Here is a 15,236-nt window from a genome sequence, read left to right as displayed (position 1 = left end):
GGTGAACGCCGTGCGTCGTCGAACCTTGCTGACCGGAGCCGCTGCCGCCGTCCCGGTCGTCGCCCTCGCCGCGAGCCCCGCGGCCGCCGCCGCTCCCGGATACGTCGTCAACCGCGCCCCGCTGCGGGCCGACGCGCTGATCCGGCTCGCGCCCGGCTCGACCCGCGCCGCCGGTTGGCTCGCCACCCAGCTGAACTACCAGCTCACCGGCCTGAACGGGCGGTTGCCCGAGGTCTCGCACTTCCTCCGGTACGACAACACCGGCTGGATCGACCCGAGCCTGGCCGGCTGGGAGGAACTGCCGTACTGGCTCAAAGGCTTCGGCAGCCTGGGCTACACCACCGGCGACGCGCGGGTGCTGAGCGAGACCCAGCGCTGGATCAACGGCGTGCTGGCCACGCAGGCGCCGGACGGCTTCTTCGGACCCACCCGGCTTCGCACGAGTTTGAACAACGGCCCGGACTTCTGGCCGCACATGCCGATGTTGCACGCCATCCGCTCGCACGCCGAATACACCGCCGACACCCGGGTGGTGCCGTTCCTGACCAGGTTCTTCCAGTACGTCAACTCGCGCCCGGCCGGCGTCTTCCAGTCCGACTGGGGCAGCTTCCGCTGGGCCGACACGCTCGAGGTGGTGTTCTGGACCTACAACCGCACCGGCGACGCGTTCCTGCTCGACCTGGCGCGCAAGATCCACCAGTACTCGCAGAACTACCTCAACAACCTGCCGACCGCGCACAACGTCAACCTGGCGCAGGGTTTCCGCGAGCCCGCGGTCTACTCGGTCCTCTCCGGCGACAACGCGCACCGGCAGGCCAGCTACACCGACTACAACCTGATCATGTCGCAGTGGGGACAGTTCGCCGGCGGCGGCTTCGCCGGGGACGAGAACGCTCGCCCCGGCTTCGGCGACCCCCGCCAGGGCTTCGAGACCTGCGGCATCGTCGAGTTCATGGCCAGCCACGAGATGCTCACCCGGATCACCGGCGACCCGCTGTGGGGCGACCGCACCGAGGACCTGGCGTTCAACTCGCTGCCCGCGTCGCTCGACCCGCAGCAGCGCGGCATCCACTACATCACCAGCGCGAACAGCATCTCGCTGCGGGACCGGCCGGGCCGTCAGGGCCAGTTCCAGAACGGGTTCGCGATGCAGGCCTACATGCTCGGCATCGACAACTACCGGTGCTGCCCGCACAACTACGGCATGGGCTGGCCCTACTACGTCGAGGAGATGTGGGCGGCCACGCCGGACGGCGGCTTGGCGGCCACGCTGCACGGGCCGTCCCGGGTGACCGCCCGGGTTGCCGACGGCACCTCGGTGACGATCACGGCCGACACGACCTACCCGTTCTCGGACACCATCACCTACACGGTGAGCACGCCTCGGCAACTCGCTTTCCCGTTGCTCCTGAGGGTCCCGGCGTGGTGCGCGACCCCCATCGTCACTGTGAACGGGGCCGCTGCGCCTGTGGCACCCGGCCCGGCGTACCTGCGGATCGAACGGACCTGGACCACCGGTGACCGGGTCGTTCTCCGCCTGCCGACGCAGGCCCGGACCCGGACCTGGTCGAGCAACCACAACGCGGTCTCGGTCGATTTCGGGGCGCTGACCTTCTCGCTGGCCATCACCGAGAACTGGGCGCAGACCGGCGGGACCAGCACCTGGCCGACACGCGAGGTGCGGCCCGGTTCCACCTGGAACTACGGGCTGGCGCTGAACGGCTTCGCGGTGACCACCGGGCTGGGCAACGCGGCCGACCCGTTCACGCCGGCCAACGCGCCGATCCGGATCACCACCGGCGCGCGCCGGATCCCGGCGTGGAAGGCCGACGCCGACGACATCATCACGCCGCTGCAGGACAGCCCCACGCCGTCGAGCGAGCCGCTGGAGACCGTGACGCTGATCCCGATGGGCGCGGCGCGGCTGCGGATCACGTCGTTCCCGCGGATCGGCGACGGGCGGCCGTGGACCGAGCCGGCCGTCCCCTTCCGCATCCAGAACCAGAACTCCGGCAAGGTGCTCGGCGTGGCCGGCATGTCGGCCGACGACTCGGCCCAGGTCGTGCAGTTCGCCGACAACGGGACGGCCGACCACCTGTGGGTGCCGGTGGACAACGGCGACGGCTGGTTCCGGATCCGGAACGTCAACTCGGGCAAGGTGCTGGGCGTGTCCGGCATGTCGACCGCCGACGCGGCCAACGTGGTGCAGTTCAGCGACAACGGCACCGCCGACCACCTGTGGCAGATCGTCGACAACGGCACCGGGTACGCCCGCATCCGCAACCAGAACTCCGGCAAGGTGCTCGGCGTCGACCAGATGTCCACTGCGGACAGCGCCCGGGTCGTGCAGTTCGCCGACAACGGCACCGCCGACCACAACTGGCGGCTGATCCCCGACGGCCGGGTCAAGCTCCAGGCCACGCACTCCGGCAAGGTGCTCGCCATCCAGGACATGTCGGCCGCTGACGGCGCCCAGCTCACCCAGTGGCCGCCGACCGGGACGGCCGACCACCTCTGGCACTTCGAGGACGCGGGCGCGGGCTGGTTCCGGATCGTCAGCGACCACAGCGGCAAGGTCGTCGACGTGCTGGGCGGCGCTACGGCTGATGGCACGCGGGTGGTTCAGTGGGGGTCGGCGGGGGCGCCGAATCAGCAGTGGCGGCTGGCGTGGGCCGGTCCGTCGACGTTCGCGATCGTGGCCCGCCACAGCGGCAAGCTGCTCGAGGTGTCGGGTCAGTCCACTGCGGACGGCGCGATCGTCACTCAGGGGTCGAGCCAGCGCTGGCGATTGATTCCGGGGTCCTAGGAGCAAGATCAAGAGCTTGGGTCGTAGCTTGGTGGTGGTGCCGACCGTCGCTCCCGCCGAGGGTCGCTTCGCTCCACGTGCGTGAGTGACCACCCTCGAAACCGAAAAACCCCGAAACCGAAGACCCCGAAAACCGAACTTCGAAAACCCGGCTTAGTTTCGGGTCGTTATGCGGCCGCGGAACTCGGCCAGGGCGGTTTGGAAGACCTCGTTGAGGCGGGCCAGTTCGGACTCTTCCGGCTCGCGTCGCAGGGACACGTCGATCTTGAAGTCGCCGTCGACGATGGTCACGTCGAGGTGGTCGAGGAGGTCGGCGGGGAGGCGGGTGATGACGAAGTCGCGGAAGGCGGCGGCGATCGTCTCGGGCATGTCGCCGCAGCCGCAGGACCGCCCGTCCAGGACCGCGCCGAGGTGGCTGCGCCCGACGATCGCGTCCGGGTGCAGCGGATCCATCACGGCCAGGCCCTGTTCCAGCACGGTCCGGGCCTCGGCCAGCCGGTCCTCGTGCTGGAGGAACAGGCCGAGGGCGACACCGGCCCGCCCGGCCGTGTCGTGGTCGGCGCCGCGCCCGGCCTCGGCCACGGCCTCGGTCAGCCGCTGCTCGGCCGGTCCGGTCCGGCCGGCCTCCTTCAGGGCCAGCCCCCAGTTCCGCAGCACCTGGCTCCGCAACTCGGGGCGGCCGATGCGGTCCGCCCGCTCGTGCGCCTCGGCGTACGTCCGCAGCCCGGCCTCGGCGTCGCCCGCCTCGCCCTGGGCCATGGCCAGGCCGAGCGTCGCCATCAGCGCGTCCTCCGGCCGGCCCTGCCGGTCGTAGGACGCGAGCACCCGCTCGATCGCCTCCACCCGCCCGGCCTGGTCGCCGAGGTCACGGCCCAGATTGGCCTGCGCCGACAGGGCGTTCAGCGTCGCCTGGTGATCGCGGCCGAGGCGTCCCTCCAAGATGGACACGGTGGCCCGGAGCAGGGCCATGGACGAAGGATCGGTCTCGGCGACCGCGCGCCCGATCTGCTCGACGACCTCGTCCGGCAGCGGGCGCAGGTCGGGGAACAGCGGCTCGCCGGTGCCGGCGTCGTGCACCAGCGCCGCGCGGAGGGCCAGCGCCGTACCCACCCGCTCGTGCCCGTTGCGCCAGAAGTTCGCCACCGTCTCCTCGGTCACGCGGCGGGCCTCGGCCAGGTCGCCGCGCCGCCGGAGCAGGTCGGCCAGGGGCTCGAGGCCGAACGCGTACCCGGCGTGCTCGCGACCGTAGAAGGCGAGCCGCTCCTCGGCGCCCCGGCGCAACTCGGCCTCGGCCTCGTCGAGGCGGCCGGCCATGCGCAGCGCCAGACCCAGGTTGAGCCGGTAGGTCAGCTGGTCCTTGTGCGACTCGTTGTCCCGGGGCGCGGCCGAGGCGGCGCGGCGGTAGCACTCGACCGCGCGCTCGTGCTGACCGGTGTTGAGCAGCACCGTGCCGAGGTCGGACTGGGCCGAGGCCCACGCCGGGCTGCCCTCGCCGTGCTGGTCGGTCACGGCCTGCAGCTCGCGGGTCAGAAGGCTCTCGGCGTCGCCCATGCGGCCCTCGCGCAACAGTGCGAAGGCGACCTCGACCGGGGTGGGGGTGTGGGTCACGAGCCGGAAGTGTACGAGGTCGCCGGCAGTCCGAGAACCGACCGGGACAACAGGGCCGCACCGGCCACCGCGGCCGGCATCAGCAGGACCGCGCCGAGCGGGATCAGGAAGCAGAGGAACACCGCGACACCGAAGCCCAGCGCCATCGGCCGCCGGGTCCGCAGCACCGCCCGCCGGTCGCGCAGCCGCTTGCCCCGGCGCTGGAACGGCACGCCGGTCAGCTCCACCGCCAGCAGCCAGCCGCCGACCGCGCCGCCGAGCACGATGCCGAGGATCTGACCGGCCACCGGGATCAGGCCGATCAGCAGCAGCGGGATGCCGAGCAGGATGGACAGGCCGATCAGGCGCAGGCTGTCGACCAGGTTGCGGCCCAGCGAACGCCACCACACGGTCTCGACCGCGTCGGGCACGCCGCCGTAGCGGTCCTCGACCAGCTCCGAGATCTTCTCGTAGAACGGGTCGCCGATCAGCAGCGTGACCGCGGTGAAGGTGAGCACGGTGAGCAGGCCGCTCACCCCGAGCAGGGCCAGCCCGGCGAAGATCCGCAGCGCGTCACGCCAGCCCGTGGCCCAGTCGTCGGCGAACCAGGTGACCGCGGCGGCCAGGTCGTCGACGTAGGCGATCAGGGCGGCCAGCGCCGCGGCGTACACCAGCGCGGAGATCAGCGCGGGCAGGATGCCGAGGCCGAGCAGCCGGGGCCGGCGCAGCACCTCGCCCAGGCCGCGGCCGAGCAGACCGGCGCCGGTGAAGAAGTCGCGAATCACCACCCGGACAGGGTAGGGCCAGAAGCTCAGCGCCGCCGGAGGAGCCCGGCGCCGAGACCGCTCGGGGTCGCGGACGGTGACGACGACGGGGTGGCCGAGGGCGGCGGCGGTTCGCTGGTGACCATCGTCGGCGTCGGCACCGGCGGATCGGTGAGCGGCGGCAACGTCGGCAACGTGGTCAGCGGGCCGCCGCGGGGGCCGGCCTGGGTCTCGGCGCCCGAGGACGGCGGTGTGACCGGCAGCGCCAGGGCGGCCGGGGCGGACGCGGCGGACGACGGCGCGGGCGCGGCCGGCCGGTTCTCGTAGCGGCCGGGCAGCCACCTCGGCGCGGAGTCATCGGTGGCCCGGGCCGGCGCGGTGCCGAGCAGGCCGGACCCGCCGGGGCCGGCGGTCGCCGGTGGCGTGGACGTGAGGTGGTGGCCGCCCAGCACCCAGCCGACCGTCAGCGCGAACGGCAGGCCGAGCGCGATGACGCCGACGAAGATGGATCTGGGGGAGAGCCGCACGCCCAGAACACCGGTCGGCGGGCCGGAAAGGTTACGGCCTCTCGTCGTTCAGGAACGTGGAGATCCGCCGGCGCAGGTCGGCCCGGTTGGTCCAGAGCACCGACGGCCGGTCGTACACATGCAGGTCAGCGCCGGGGATGGCGGCCGCGAGGCGTTCCGCGACCCGCACCGGGTGTACGTCGTCGCCGGCGCAGCCGAGCACCAGCGCGCGGGCGGTGACCCGGCCCAGCGCGGCCAGGTCGGGCACGGCGGGCGCAGCCCACAGCGTGTCGAGGTCGGGGGAGAGCCCGTCACGCATCAACTGCTCGACCCGGTGGCGCAGGTGACTCCAGCCGGCCGGGGTGTTGCGGACGGCCGGCGGCATCTCGGCCTCGACCGCCTCGGCGACCAGCGCCGCCTCACCACTCTCCAGGGCGGCGAGCAGCCGCTGGAGCCGGGCCGCGGTCACCGGTGACCGGGTGCCGTCGAGCGGCGCGGGCAGGTAGAACACCACCCGCTCGAACCGGTCGGGACGGTCGGCCAGCAGCCGGCACAACGCACCGGCGCCCATGCTGACCCCGAGCGCCCGGGTCGCCGACGCATGATCGGCGACGACGCGCAGGTCGTCGGCCAGGTCGGCGAAGGTCCAGGGCCCGGGTGGCGAGGACGAGCGCCCGTGGCCGCGGAACTGGAAGAAGACTCGCCGGCCGGTCACCGCGCTGCCCAGCGGGCGGGTGCCGGAGATGTCGCCGGCCAGCCCGTGCGCGAACACCGTGACGGGTGTGCTGACGCCGGTGGTGAGCTGTTCCAGGCGTACGCCGGCCGACGCGGTGATCATCTCGGTCGGCGGCGACGGCAGGGTCGGCCGGCCGGTGCGGGGACCGGTCGGTGCCGGGCCCCAGGTCCGCGGCCCGCCGTCCGGAGGCGGCGGCCAGCGGAACCCTCTCACCAGAAGCCTTTACCGTCCGTCAGGTCACGCAGGCCTTGGCGGACGTCGAGCAGATAGATCAGGGCCGCCGCCACGCCGATCAGGCCGAAGATGCCGGTGGCGCCGCCGCCGACACCGAGGAAGGTCAGCACGAAGCAGACGGCGAGGATGGCCAGCCAGGCGCCCTTGGGCAGGGTGCCGATGGCCTGGAACCCGTCGCCACGCTGGGTGACGCAGTGGATGAGGGCGACCGCCTGCACAATCAACGAGGCGATGATGACCGTGATCGAGATCACGCCCTGCACTTGAATGTAGAAGATCGGCGCGCTTGTCGTGGCCATGGCTTCGAGTCTAAGCCGGAGGCCCCGGCGGCTGCCGGGGCCTCCACAGGCTCAGTTGCCGGGGGTGGCCTTCTTGGCCGGGGTGGCCTTCTTGCGCGGCTTCGGGGCCGAGGCCGCGGCGGCGGCCTCGATGGCGGCCGGCTCCTCGGTGGTCTCGATGTCGGCGTTGACCACCTCGGCGGCCCCGACCACGCCGGTGCCGACGACCCGCTCGCCCCGGGCGACCAGGGCGGTGTACGCCGAGACGGCCCGCTCGGAGGCGACCTGCGCGAAGCTGACCGCGCTGGAGGCGGCGTTGTCCCGCAGCTTGTCGAAGTCGGTCTGGTTGGCCTTGTCGTTGGCGGCCCGCAGCGACGCCGTGGCCCGCTCGCTGATCTCGTTCACCCGCACACCCAGCTCGTCGACCAGGGCCGGGAGCTTGCGGAGCTGCTGGTACGCCAGGTCACCGGCGCCGGCGGCGGCGTAGAGCGGGGCGGGCAGTCGGGTCTTGGTCTGCTCAGGCATTACTTCTCCTCCGAGATGGTGGTGGTGGTCTCTGTGGCGAGCCGCGAGCGGATCGCCGCCTCCTCGTCGAGGTCAGGCGCGGTCTCGAGGACGGGCTCGTCGTCGGCGACGGGAGCGTCCCGCCGGGTGTTCTCGTTGCGGAACGTCTCGTAGATCTGCGAGAGCGACTGCTTCTGCGCGATCGTGAGATCGGGGTCGGCGGCGATCGCGGCCAGCACGCCCGGCTGACCATCGCTGTCGAGCAGGCCGGCCCGCAGGTACATCGCCGGGGTGGAGACCCGCAGCGCGCTGGCGATCTGTTGCAGCACTTCGGCGCTGGGCTTGCGCAGGCCCCGCTCGATCTGGCTGAGGTAGGGGTTGCTCACCCCGGCCTTGTCGGCGAGCTGCCGAAGCGAGATCTTGGCGGTCTGCCGCAGGTCACGGATGAACGTCCCGATGTCCTGAGGCAGTTCCTGTTTTCCGGCCATGCGTTCGAACGTAGTCGGCTTTGCTAGCTCCAGCAAGCGTTCTGCTAACTGTAGCTAGCGTGAGTCGAGTCACTTGGTGGTCAAGGCACGTCAATCTGGGTGCACTTGTCCACACCCGCGGAAGTCAAGGCGGCTGGCATCCCGCCGGGTCACCCCAGCGGGCGTCCAGGACTACCCTCGCGTCACCAGGTGGCGCGGACCTCGCCGACCGGTTCGCCGCCGCCCAGGACCAGCTCGGTGTGGTGCGGCGCGGCCACGCCCAGGCGGCGCAAGCCCGAGAGGAGCACGGGGGTACGAGCACGCATGCCGCCGTCCGAGATCTTGAGGGCCACCGCTCCCGCCCCCGGCACCGCGGCCGCCACCACGCCCTCGGCGCCGCCCTTCATGAGCAGCCCCGGCACCGCCCGCATAAGCACGGTGTCGTCGTCGCCGGTGCCGGCCACCAGCTCGGGGTGGGCCCGCATCTCGTCGGCCACCCGCCGCTCATGGCTGCCCGGCGCGGCGTCCACCAGCGCGCTGAACGAGCGGGCCAGCCCGGTCAGCGAGAACCCGAGGACCGGCGCGCCACAGCCGTCCACCCCGGTCACCGCGACCGGCTCGCCGGCCAGGTCGGCCACCGCGTCGGCCAGCGCCACCTGGAGCGGATGCTTCGGATCCAGGTAGGTGTCGGTCGGCCAGCCGTTGGCCACACAGGTGGCGAGCATCCCGGCGTGTTTGCCCGAGCAGTTCATCAGCACCCGCTCGGGCCCGCCGCCGGACCGCAGCCAGGAGTCCCGCGTCGGCTCGTGCCGCGGCAGCGACGCCGGGCAGCGCAACGCGCCCAGCGCCAGCCCCGCGTTCTCGAGGATCTCGTGGACCATGCGGACGTGGACCGGCTCGCCGTAGTGGCTGCCGCTGATCAGGGCCAGCGCCGCGCCGTCGGCGACGGTCAGCCCCGCCCGCAGCATGCCGACCGTCTGCAGGGGCTTGTTCGACGACCGCGGGAACATCGGCCCGGTCACGTCGCCGGCCGAGGCGACGTCCGGGGTGACCACAACCGCGCCGTGGTGCACGCTCTCGACGAAACCGGAGCGGACCACCTCGGCCAGGATCATGCCGGGACGCCGAGCATCCGGCGGGCCTCGGCCGGGGTGATCGGCGGCCGCTGGGCCAGCTGGGCGAAGCCGACCGCGCGGGCCACCAGCTGCATGTTCGACTCGACCGGGCGGCCCTTGGCGTACGTGACGGTGTCTTCCATGCCGACCCGCAGGTGGCCGCCGGCGGACAGCGAGGCCAGCATCACCGGGATCGTCGAGCGCCCGATGCCGGTGGCGCTGAACGTGGTCCCGTCGGGGAGGTCGCGGATCGCCGACGTGCAGGCGACCAGCGCATCGGGCGTGCCTGGCATCCCACCCGGCACGCCCATCACCAGGTCGACGTGCACGTGCCCGCCGACCGGCAGCCCGTGCCTGGCCAGCAGCCGCTGGAGCGTGGCCAGCTGGCCCAGGTCGAAGATCTCGTACTCCGGCACGATGCCGCGGTCCTGCATGCGGGCGTGCAGGTCGACGATGAAGTCCCAGCGGTTCAGGAACACGTCGTCGCCGAAGTTGACCGTGCCCATCGTGCAGGACGCCATCTCGGGGCCGGCGTCGAGCACGGCCAGCCGCGCCTCTTCCGGGTCGGTCACCGCCCCGCCCGAGGAGAGCTGCACGATCAGGTCGGTGGACTGCTTCAACGCGGCCACCGTGGCCCGCAGCCGCCCCTGGTCGAGGGTGGGCCGGGCCTGGTCGTCGCGGATGTGCACGTGGATGATCGCCGCGCCGAGCGCCTCGCACTCCTTGGCGGTCACGACGAGCTCGTCGAGCGTCACCGGCAGCGCGGGCACGGCCGCCTTGCTGCTCTCCGCTCCGGTCGGCGCAACGGTGATCAAAGTGCCGGTCATAGCGGCATCCTGTCAGGCCACGTCGATCGCCGCAGCCGACTCTCCCACCAGCAGGTAGGCGTCGTCGGCGACGTTCTTCTTGATCACGGCCAGGGCGATCATGCCGAGCTCGTGGTGGCGCACGGCGGTGCCGACGAAGCCGACCTGCCGCCCGTCGAGCATGACCGCGGCGCCCTGGGCCGGCGGCTGGTCGGTGGCCACGCCGTCGAGGTGGAGCAGCACCAGCCGGCGCGGCGGGCGGCCCAGGTGGTGCACCCGGGCCACGGTCTCCTGGCCGCGGTAACAACCCTTGTCCAGATGTACGGACTGAGCGAGGAACCCGGCCTCGGCCGGAATCGTGCGGTGATCGGTCTCCCAGCCCAGTCGCGGGATCCGGTGGGCGACGCGGACCGCTTCGTACGCCCACAGCCCCGCCCGCGGCACATCCAGGTCGGGCACCTGACCATGGGGCACGAGCAGGTCGACGCCCATCGGGACCCGGCGCACCAGCATGCCGTTCACCTCGAGCGCCGGATAGAGCGCGGTCGGCTCGGGCGGCACCGAACCGGCGGCGAACTTCGGGCCCGGCACCGGCACGATCCGCGGCTCGGCCAGCGACGGGAAGAGCTCGGCGGCGCCCGGGCCGACCAGCGACCAGACGTCGCGCTCGGCGGAGGCGTCGCGCGGCTCGACCTTGGTGAAGAACCGCATCATCTCGAGGTACTTGAGCAGGCCCGCCCCGGCCCCCGGCTCGGTGTCGAGCCAGGCCGTGGAGCCGTCCTCGGTGACGAACGCGTGTTGTTCGACGTGGCCGTTCGGGGACAGGACCAGCAGCTCGGAGCCCTGGCCGGCGCGCAGGTCGGTCAGGTGTTGGGTGGTGAGCGTGTGGAGCCAGGAGGCGCGCTCCTCGCCCGGCACCGCCAGCACGTCGCGGTTGGAGCGGTCGACCAGGCCGACCGCGGTCTCGAGCAGGCGCTGCTCGCGCATCGGGTCGCCGTAGTGGGCCGCCACGCCGGCGTCGGCCGACTCGGGCGTCAGATCCTCGATCGTCACGGTGGTCACAGTCGATCCTTACAGTCGCCGCACTCACCGAACAATGAGACGTGCCCGACATCGACCCGGAACGCGCGCTCGGCCAGCAGCCGCTCGGTCACCGGCCGCATGACCGACGGGTCGACCTCGGCGATCGAGCCGCAGGCCCGGCAGACCAGGTGAACGTGCTGGTCCTCGCCCGCCGCGTGGTAGGTCGGCGAGCCGTGCGAGAGGTGGGTGTGGTTGACCAGCCCGAGCTCCTCGAGCAGCTCGAGGGTGCGGTAGACGGTGGTGATGTTGACCCCGGCCACCCGCTCACGCACATAGGTGTGCACCTGCTCGGGGGTGGCATGGCCGAGCTCGTGGACGGCTTCCAGGATGAGCTGGCGCTGCGGGGTCAGCCGCAGGCCGCGCTCCCGGAGCATCTCTGCGAGGGTCGAGGCGGGCACCCTCCGAGCATAGTGCGGCTTCCTGGTTACGCTGCGCCGGTGGACGACCGGTTTGTGGTGATCCCGGCGGGGACGATGCTCCGGCCGGACGATCGCGGGGTGCTGTACGGCGAGGGCGTCTTCGAGACGGTGTGGATCCGGGACGGCGTCGCGCGGCTGCGGGATGCCCATCTGGCCCGGATGGCCCGGTCGGCGGCGCTGCTGGAGATCACGCTGCCCGACCCGGCGCCCCTGGTCGACGAGGCCGAGGCGCGGTGGCGGGCCGACGGGGAGGGCGCGCTGCGGCTGGTGTGCACGGCCGGCCCGGCCGGTGGCGAGCCGGTGCTCTACGCGACCGTCACCCCCGTACCCGAGGCCGTGATCGCTCAGCGGGCCGACGGGGTGCGCGTGGTGACCGCCGAGGCCGGAGTGTCCCGCGAACGGCCCGGATGGTCGCTGACCACCGCCAAGACCCTCTCCTACGCCGCGAACCTGGCGGCGCGGCGATCGGCCGGCGACCGCGACATGCTGTGGGTCTCCACCGAGGGGTACGCGCTGGAGTCGCCGACCGCGGGCCTGGTCTGGTTGAGCGACGGCGTCCTGCACGGTGTGGCCGGCGACGGGGTGCTGCCCAGCGTGACCGTGGCCCACCTCCTGTCCGAGGCCGGCGGTGTCCACGGCGAGGCGACGGTGGCCGACCTGGACCGGTCGGACGGGATCTGGCTGGTGTCGGCGTTGCGCGGGCTGGCCGAGGTGATCGAGCTGGACGGCCGCGGGCGCGCCCGGTCGCCGTGGACCGGGCGCTTGTCGCGGATCGTCAGCCGCCGACCCGGATGAGCCGGGCCGACATGTGCGGGTGGGGTCCCTCGCCGTTCGCCACCATCTCGTGGGCGTAGAGCAGGGCGCCCTCGACGATGCCGTACAGCCGCTGGGCTCCCGTCACCTGGGCGCCGGTGGGCGTACGCACGATCGCGTCGGCCTCCATCTCGAGCCGGGTGCCGTTGGCCCGGCCGAGATACAGCTCCATCACCCCGTCGGGCGTGATCATGGTGGCTTCCATGTCGTCGCCGGGCCGGCCGTCGACCAGCACCGGACGCCAGAAGCCGAACTCACGCACCGCCTCGCCCATCGGCTTGGAGTCGCCGTCGAGCAGCCAGGCGCGCGACTCGAACATCAGGAACGGCCGGCCGTCATGGCTGATCGTGATCTCCTGCGCGAAGTCGTAGTCTTCCGGCGCCGGGAATCCACCCTGGCCGCGGCCGCGCCACTGCCCGACGAACGGCAGCAGGCCCAGCAGAGCCGGGTTGAGGTCAGGACCCTTGCGCAGGTCGAAGGTGTCCTCGTACGGGTAGGGCTCGACGGCCGGCGCGTTCATCCACGGCGGCGGGCCGAGCGGGTTCTCGTCACTGTCGCTCACCAACGCCCCCTAGCGATACGCATGGCCAGGTAGCTGACGCCGCCCGCGACGGCGCCCAGGCCCGCCACGAGCAGGCTCACGAATCCGATCTCGGTAACCACGGGGACCCATCCTATGCTGAGCCGCATGGCACGCATGCTGGTCGTCAAGGCGACCGCCGGTTCGGACGCCCCGGAACGCTGCTCCCAGGCCTTCACGGTGGCCAGCACCGCCGCGGCGGCCGGTGTGGACGTCTCGTTCTGGCTGACCGGCGAGTCCACCTGGTTCGCCCTGCCGTCCCGGGCCGAGGAGTTCGAGCTGCCCCACGCGGCCCCCTTGCCCGAGCTGCTCGGCATCCTGCTCGAGGCGGGCCGCGTCACGGCCTGCACCCAGTGCGCCGCCCGCCGCGACATCGGCCCCGACGACGTCCTCCCCGGCATCCGCATCGCCGGCGCCGCCGTCTTCGTCGAGGAGATCACGACCGACGGCGCCCAGGCGCTGGTCTACTGAGTTCAAGATCAAGAGGGTGATGTCGCACCTGGGTGGGTGGCCCAGACCGTCGCTCCCGGCCCTTTCTTCTTCCCAACCCAGGTCAAGGTCAAGTACTTCATGTCGTAGCTGGCTGGGTGGTGCTGACCGTCGCTCCCGCCGAGGCCGGGCGCGCGGCTCCAAGGCCGTGACCGGCCAGAACAGAGCCGCCCACCCTTCATTCTGCGTGAGCGGTCACCCTGAACCCCCTCAAGTGGTAGCCAGGCGCGCCATCCGTGCCTTGAACACCGTCCGGGCCTACCACTGCAGGCGGGGGTGGTAGCCCAGCGCGCCATCCGCGTCCACGATCCCGCCCTGAGCTACCACCGTCCCGGCGCGACCGGCGGCAATCAGCGTGAGCGGGCACCCGCCGGCATGGCCACCCGCCTCAGCCCACCACCGGGCGCAATGGGCGGCAGCAAAGGGCGACCGGGCACCACCTCGCCCGCCGGAGAAGACAGCGCGGCGACGCAGGCGCTCTTGCCGAAGGTCCACGTGGGTGAGTGGTCACACTCCGGCGCGCGCCGAACAGGACGGCCCGACGGGCCGAGTTGGCGCCGCCGGGCTGACGAGATCAGCGGTTGCTCAGATGCAGCTCGACCGGCTCGGGCGGGAGGTCGTCGACGCCCGCGGCCACCGCCTGGTTGTGGCGGCGCCTGGCCGATGGGACCAGGAGGGCGGCGACGATGGCCAGGACGGCCACGCCGGCGCAGACCGCGAAGCCCATCGTGAACGCGTCGTCGGTGGGGAGGCCGCGCGGCGTGGTGTTCGAGGCGATCACGGCCGCGATGACCGCGGTGCCGATGCTGCTGCCGACGGTTCGGGCGATGGTGTTGACGCTGATGGCCTCGCCGGTCTGGGCCGCCGGGACGCTTTCGATGATCGCGTTCGACATGGCGGCGAAGCAGAGGCCGATGCCGGCGCCGACCAGCACGCCGGACAGGACGACCTGCCACAGCTGGCCGTGTGCGACCGCGGGGACCACGAAGCCGGCGACCACGGCGACGGTGCCGAAGAAGAGTGGGAGCTTCGGGCCGAACCTGCGGGCGAGCAGGCCGGCCAGCGGGCCGAAGACGACCATGGTGGCCACGGTGGGCAGGAGGAACAGGCCGGCCTGGGAGACTGACTTGCCGAAGCCGTAGCCGGTGATCGCGGGCAGCTGGAGCAGCGTCGGCACCAGCAGGAATGTGCCGAACATGGCGAAGCCGAGGATCAGCGCGACCAGGTCGGTGGCCCACACGCCGCGGATGCGCATCAGGCGCATGTCGATCAGCGGCTCCTTCGTACGCGTCTCGACCAGGACGAACGCGACCAGCGCGACCGCACCGAGGGCCAGCAGGCCGATGGTCGAACCCGAACCCCAGCCCCATTCGCGGCCCTTGCTGATCGCCAGCAGCAGGGAGACCAGTGACACCGAGAGGATGGTGGCGCCGACCCAGTCGAGGTGGCCGGGCTTGCGCACCGCCGATTCGGGCATGCCGAAGATGGCGCCGAGCAGGGCGATCACGACCAGCACCAGCGGCAGCCAGAACAGCCAGTGCCAGGACAGGTGCTCGACGATCGGGCCGGCCGCGACGATGCCGATGCCGGCGCCGACCCCGAAGATCGCGGAGAGCAGGCCGACCGTGACTCCGACCCGCTCGCGGGGCAGGGCGTCGCGGACCAGGCCGATGGAGAGCGGCATGATCGCGCCGGCCGCGCCCTGCAGGGCCCGGGCCACGATCAGCACGGCCAGGTTCGGGGCGAGGGCGGCCAGGGCGGTGCCGATGGCCAGGATGGCGAGGACGCCGATGAGCACCTTCCGCTTGCCGACCATGTCGCCGAGGCGCCCGAGGATCGGGGTCAGCACCGATGCGGACAGCAGGTACGCGGTGATCACCCAGCTGGCGTCGCCGCTGGACACCTCGAGCTCCCGGGCGATGGTCGACAGGGCGGGCGCCACCAGCGACTGGAGTACGGCGAAGGCCAGGCCGCCCAGCGAGAGGTAGAGCACGAGCAGGGTGCCGTTGACGTGACGGCTGGGCTGAGTCATGGAACCAGTGTGGGGGA

At 72.3% G+C, this 15,236-nt stretch carries 16 protein-coding genes and 1 pseudogene; 3 read left to right on the top strand and 14 right to left on the bottom strand.

Going from position 1 to position 15,236, the window contains the following annotated elements:
• Window positions 1–10 precede the first annotated feature (10 nt).
• Complete coding sequence (locus AB0M54_RS03870) at window positions 11–2,806, top strand: RICIN domain-containing protein (RefSeq protein ID WP_364468938.1); 2,796 nt, start codon at window positions 11–13, stop codon at window positions 2,804–2,806.
• A 153-nt stretch (window positions 2,807–2,959) separates the two neighbouring features.
• Here AB0M54_RS03870 and AB0M54_RS03865 read toward each other — a convergent pair whose 3' ends face one another.
• The 11 genes and pseudogenes from AB0M54_RS03865 to AB0M54_RS03815 form a co-directional block, all read right to left on the bottom strand.
• Window positions 2,960–4,414, bottom strand: coding sequence for a tetratricopeptide repeat protein (locus AB0M54_RS03865; RefSeq protein ID WP_364468936.1), 1,455 nt, complete (start codon window positions 4,412–4,414; stop codon window positions 2,960–2,962).
• Complete coding sequence (locus tag AB0M54_RS03860; protein WP_364317005.1) at window positions 4,411–5,178, bottom strand: EI24 domain-containing protein; 768 nt, start codon at window positions 5,176–5,178, stop codon at window positions 4,411–4,413. The genes AB0M54_RS03865 and AB0M54_RS03860 overlap by 4 nt, the downstream gene beginning before the upstream one ends.
• A gap of 26 nt (window positions 5,179–5,204) precedes the next feature.
• Window positions 5,205–5,684 (bottom strand): hypothetical protein, encoded by a 480-nt coding sequence (locus tag AB0M54_RS03855; RefSeq protein ID WP_364313444.1) that lies wholly within the window; start codon window positions 5,682–5,684, stop codon window positions 5,205–5,207.
• Between the two features lie 31 nt (window positions 5,685–5,715).
• A complete protein-coding gene (locus AB0M54_RS03850; RefSeq protein WP_364468934.1) occupies window positions 5,716–6,612 on the bottom strand; it encodes an alpha/beta hydrolase in 897 nt (298 codons plus the stop codon).
• Window positions 6,609–6,932: a DUF2516 family protein gene (locus AB0M54_RS03845; protein WP_364313450.1), complete on the bottom strand. Its 324-nt coding sequence runs from the start codon at window positions 6,930–6,932 to the stop codon at window positions 6,609–6,611. The genes AB0M54_RS03850 and AB0M54_RS03845 overlap by 4 nt, the downstream gene beginning before the upstream one ends.
• 51 nt (window positions 6,933–6,983) lie before the next feature.
• Window positions 6,984–7,436, bottom strand: coding sequence for a hypothetical protein (locus AB0M54_RS03840; protein ID WP_364313453.1), 453 nt, complete (start codon window positions 7,434–7,436; stop codon window positions 6,984–6,986).
• Window positions 7,437–7,558: 122 nt separating this feature from the next.
• Window positions 7,559–7,903 (bottom strand): annotated as a pseudogene (locus tag AB0M54_RS03835) (helix-turn-helix domain-containing protein); the annotation flags it as partial.
• Window positions 7,904–8,085: 182 nt separating this feature from the next.
• Window positions 8,086–8,997, bottom strand: a complete 912-nt coding sequence (locus AB0M54_RS03830) for an asparaginase (protein WP_364313456.1) — start codon at window positions 8,995–8,997, stop codon at window positions 8,086–8,088.
• Window positions 8,994–9,824, bottom strand: a complete 831-nt coding sequence (locus AB0M54_RS03825) for a 3-keto-5-aminohexanoate cleavage protein (RefSeq protein ID WP_364468932.1) — start codon at window positions 9,822–9,824, stop codon at window positions 8,994–8,996. Before AB0M54_RS03825 ends, AB0M54_RS03830 begins: the two co-directional genes overlap by 4 nt.
• Window positions 9,825–9,836: 12 nt before the next feature.
• Window positions 9,837–10,865, bottom strand: coding sequence for a folate-binding protein (locus AB0M54_RS03820; protein WP_364468930.1), 1,029 nt, complete (start codon window positions 10,863–10,865; stop codon window positions 9,837–9,839).
• A complete protein-coding gene (locus AB0M54_RS03815) occupies window positions 10,862–11,260 on the bottom strand; it encodes a transcriptional repressor (RefSeq protein WP_364317007.1) in 399 nt (132 codons plus the stop codon). Before AB0M54_RS03815 ends, AB0M54_RS03820 begins: the two co-directional genes overlap by 4 nt.
• 99 nt (window positions 11,261–11,359) lie before the next feature.
• Between AB0M54_RS03815 and AB0M54_RS03810 the strand changes: the two genes are divergently transcribed.
• A complete protein-coding gene (locus AB0M54_RS03810; RefSeq protein ID WP_364469186.1) occupies window positions 11,360–12,100 on the top strand; it encodes an aminotransferase class IV in 741 nt (246 codons plus the stop codon).
• Here the strand turns inward: AB0M54_RS03810 and AB0M54_RS03805 are convergent.
• Together AB0M54_RS03805 and mtfM are read right to left on the bottom strand one after the other, a co-directional pair.
• Window positions 12,081–12,638: an FABP family protein gene (locus AB0M54_RS03805; protein ID WP_364317012.1), complete on the bottom strand. Its 558-nt coding sequence runs from the start codon at window positions 12,636–12,638 to the stop codon at window positions 12,081–12,083. The two genes, AB0M54_RS03810 and AB0M54_RS03805, sit on opposite strands and share 20 nt — an antisense overlap.
• A gap of 38 nt (window positions 12,639–12,676) precedes the next feature.
• Window positions 12,677–12,781 (bottom strand): small membrane protein MtfM, encoded by a 105-nt coding sequence (gene mtfM / locus AB0M54_RS03800; RefSeq protein WP_364313465.1) that lies wholly within the window; start codon window positions 12,779–12,781, stop codon window positions 12,677–12,679.
• 13 nt (window positions 12,782–12,794) lie between these two features.
• On the opposite strand from mtfM, the gene AB0M54_RS03795 reads away from it, so the two are divergent.
• Window positions 12,795–13,169: a DsrE family protein gene (locus AB0M54_RS03795; RefSeq protein ID WP_364313468.1), complete on the top strand. Its 375-nt coding sequence runs from the start codon at window positions 12,795–12,797 to the stop codon at window positions 13,167–13,169.
• A 592-nt stretch (window positions 13,170–13,761) separates the two neighbouring features.
• On the opposite strand, the gene AB0M54_RS03790 is transcribed toward AB0M54_RS03795, so the two are convergent.
• The gene (locus tag AB0M54_RS03790; RefSeq protein WP_364468928.1) at window positions 13,762–15,219 is read right to left on the bottom strand and encodes an MFS transporter; all 1,458 of its coding nucleotides are present in this window, start codon (window positions 15,217–15,219) and stop codon (window positions 13,762–13,764) included.
• Window positions 15,220–15,236 lie beyond the last annotated feature (17 nt).

The sequence above is a fragment of the Actinoplanes sp. NPDC051470 genome (assembly GCF_040682035.1).
Classification (GTDB): Bacteria; Actinomycetota; Actinomycetes; order Mycobacteriales; family Micromonosporaceae; genus Actinoplanes.
This window is presented reverse-complemented; position numbering and strand designations above follow the sequence as displayed.

Coding starts and splice junctions, on each gene's coding strand:
- AB0M54_RS03845 (WP_364313450.1), bottom strand. CDS start 6,932: ATGGCCACGACAAGCGCGCCGATCTTCTACATTCAAGTGCAGGGCGTG.
- AB0M54_RS03840 (WP_364313453.1), bottom strand. CDS start 7,436: ATGCCTGAGCAGACCAAGACCCGACTGCCCGCCCCGCTCTACGCCGCC.
- AB0M54_RS03830 (WP_364313456.1), bottom strand. CDS start 8,997: ATGATCCTGGCCGAGGTGGTCCGCTCCGGTTTCGTCGAGAGCGTGCAC.
- AB0M54_RS03825 (WP_364468932.1), bottom strand. CDS start 9,824: ATGACCGGCACTTTGATCACCGTTGCGCCGACCGGAGCGGAGAGCAGC.
- AB0M54_RS03815 (WP_364317007.1), bottom strand. CDS start 11,260: ATGCTCCGGGAGCGCGGCCTGCGGCTGACCCCGCAGCGCCAGCTCATC.
- AB0M54_RS03810 (WP_364469186.1), top strand. CDS start 11,360: ATGCTCCGGCCGGACGATCGCGGGGTGCTGTACGGCGAGGGCGTCTTC.
- AB0M54_RS03805 (WP_364317012.1), bottom strand. CDS start 12,638: ATGAACGCGCCGGCCGTCGAGCCCTACCCGTACGAGGACACCTTCGAC.
- AB0M54_RS03795 (WP_364313468.1), top strand. CDS start 12,795: ATGCTGAGCCGCATGGCACGCATGCTGGTCGTCAAGGCGACCGCCGGT.
- AB0M54_RS03790 (WP_364468928.1), bottom strand. CDS start 15,219: ATGACTCAGCCCAGCCGTCACGTCAACGGCACCCTGCTCGTGCTCTAC.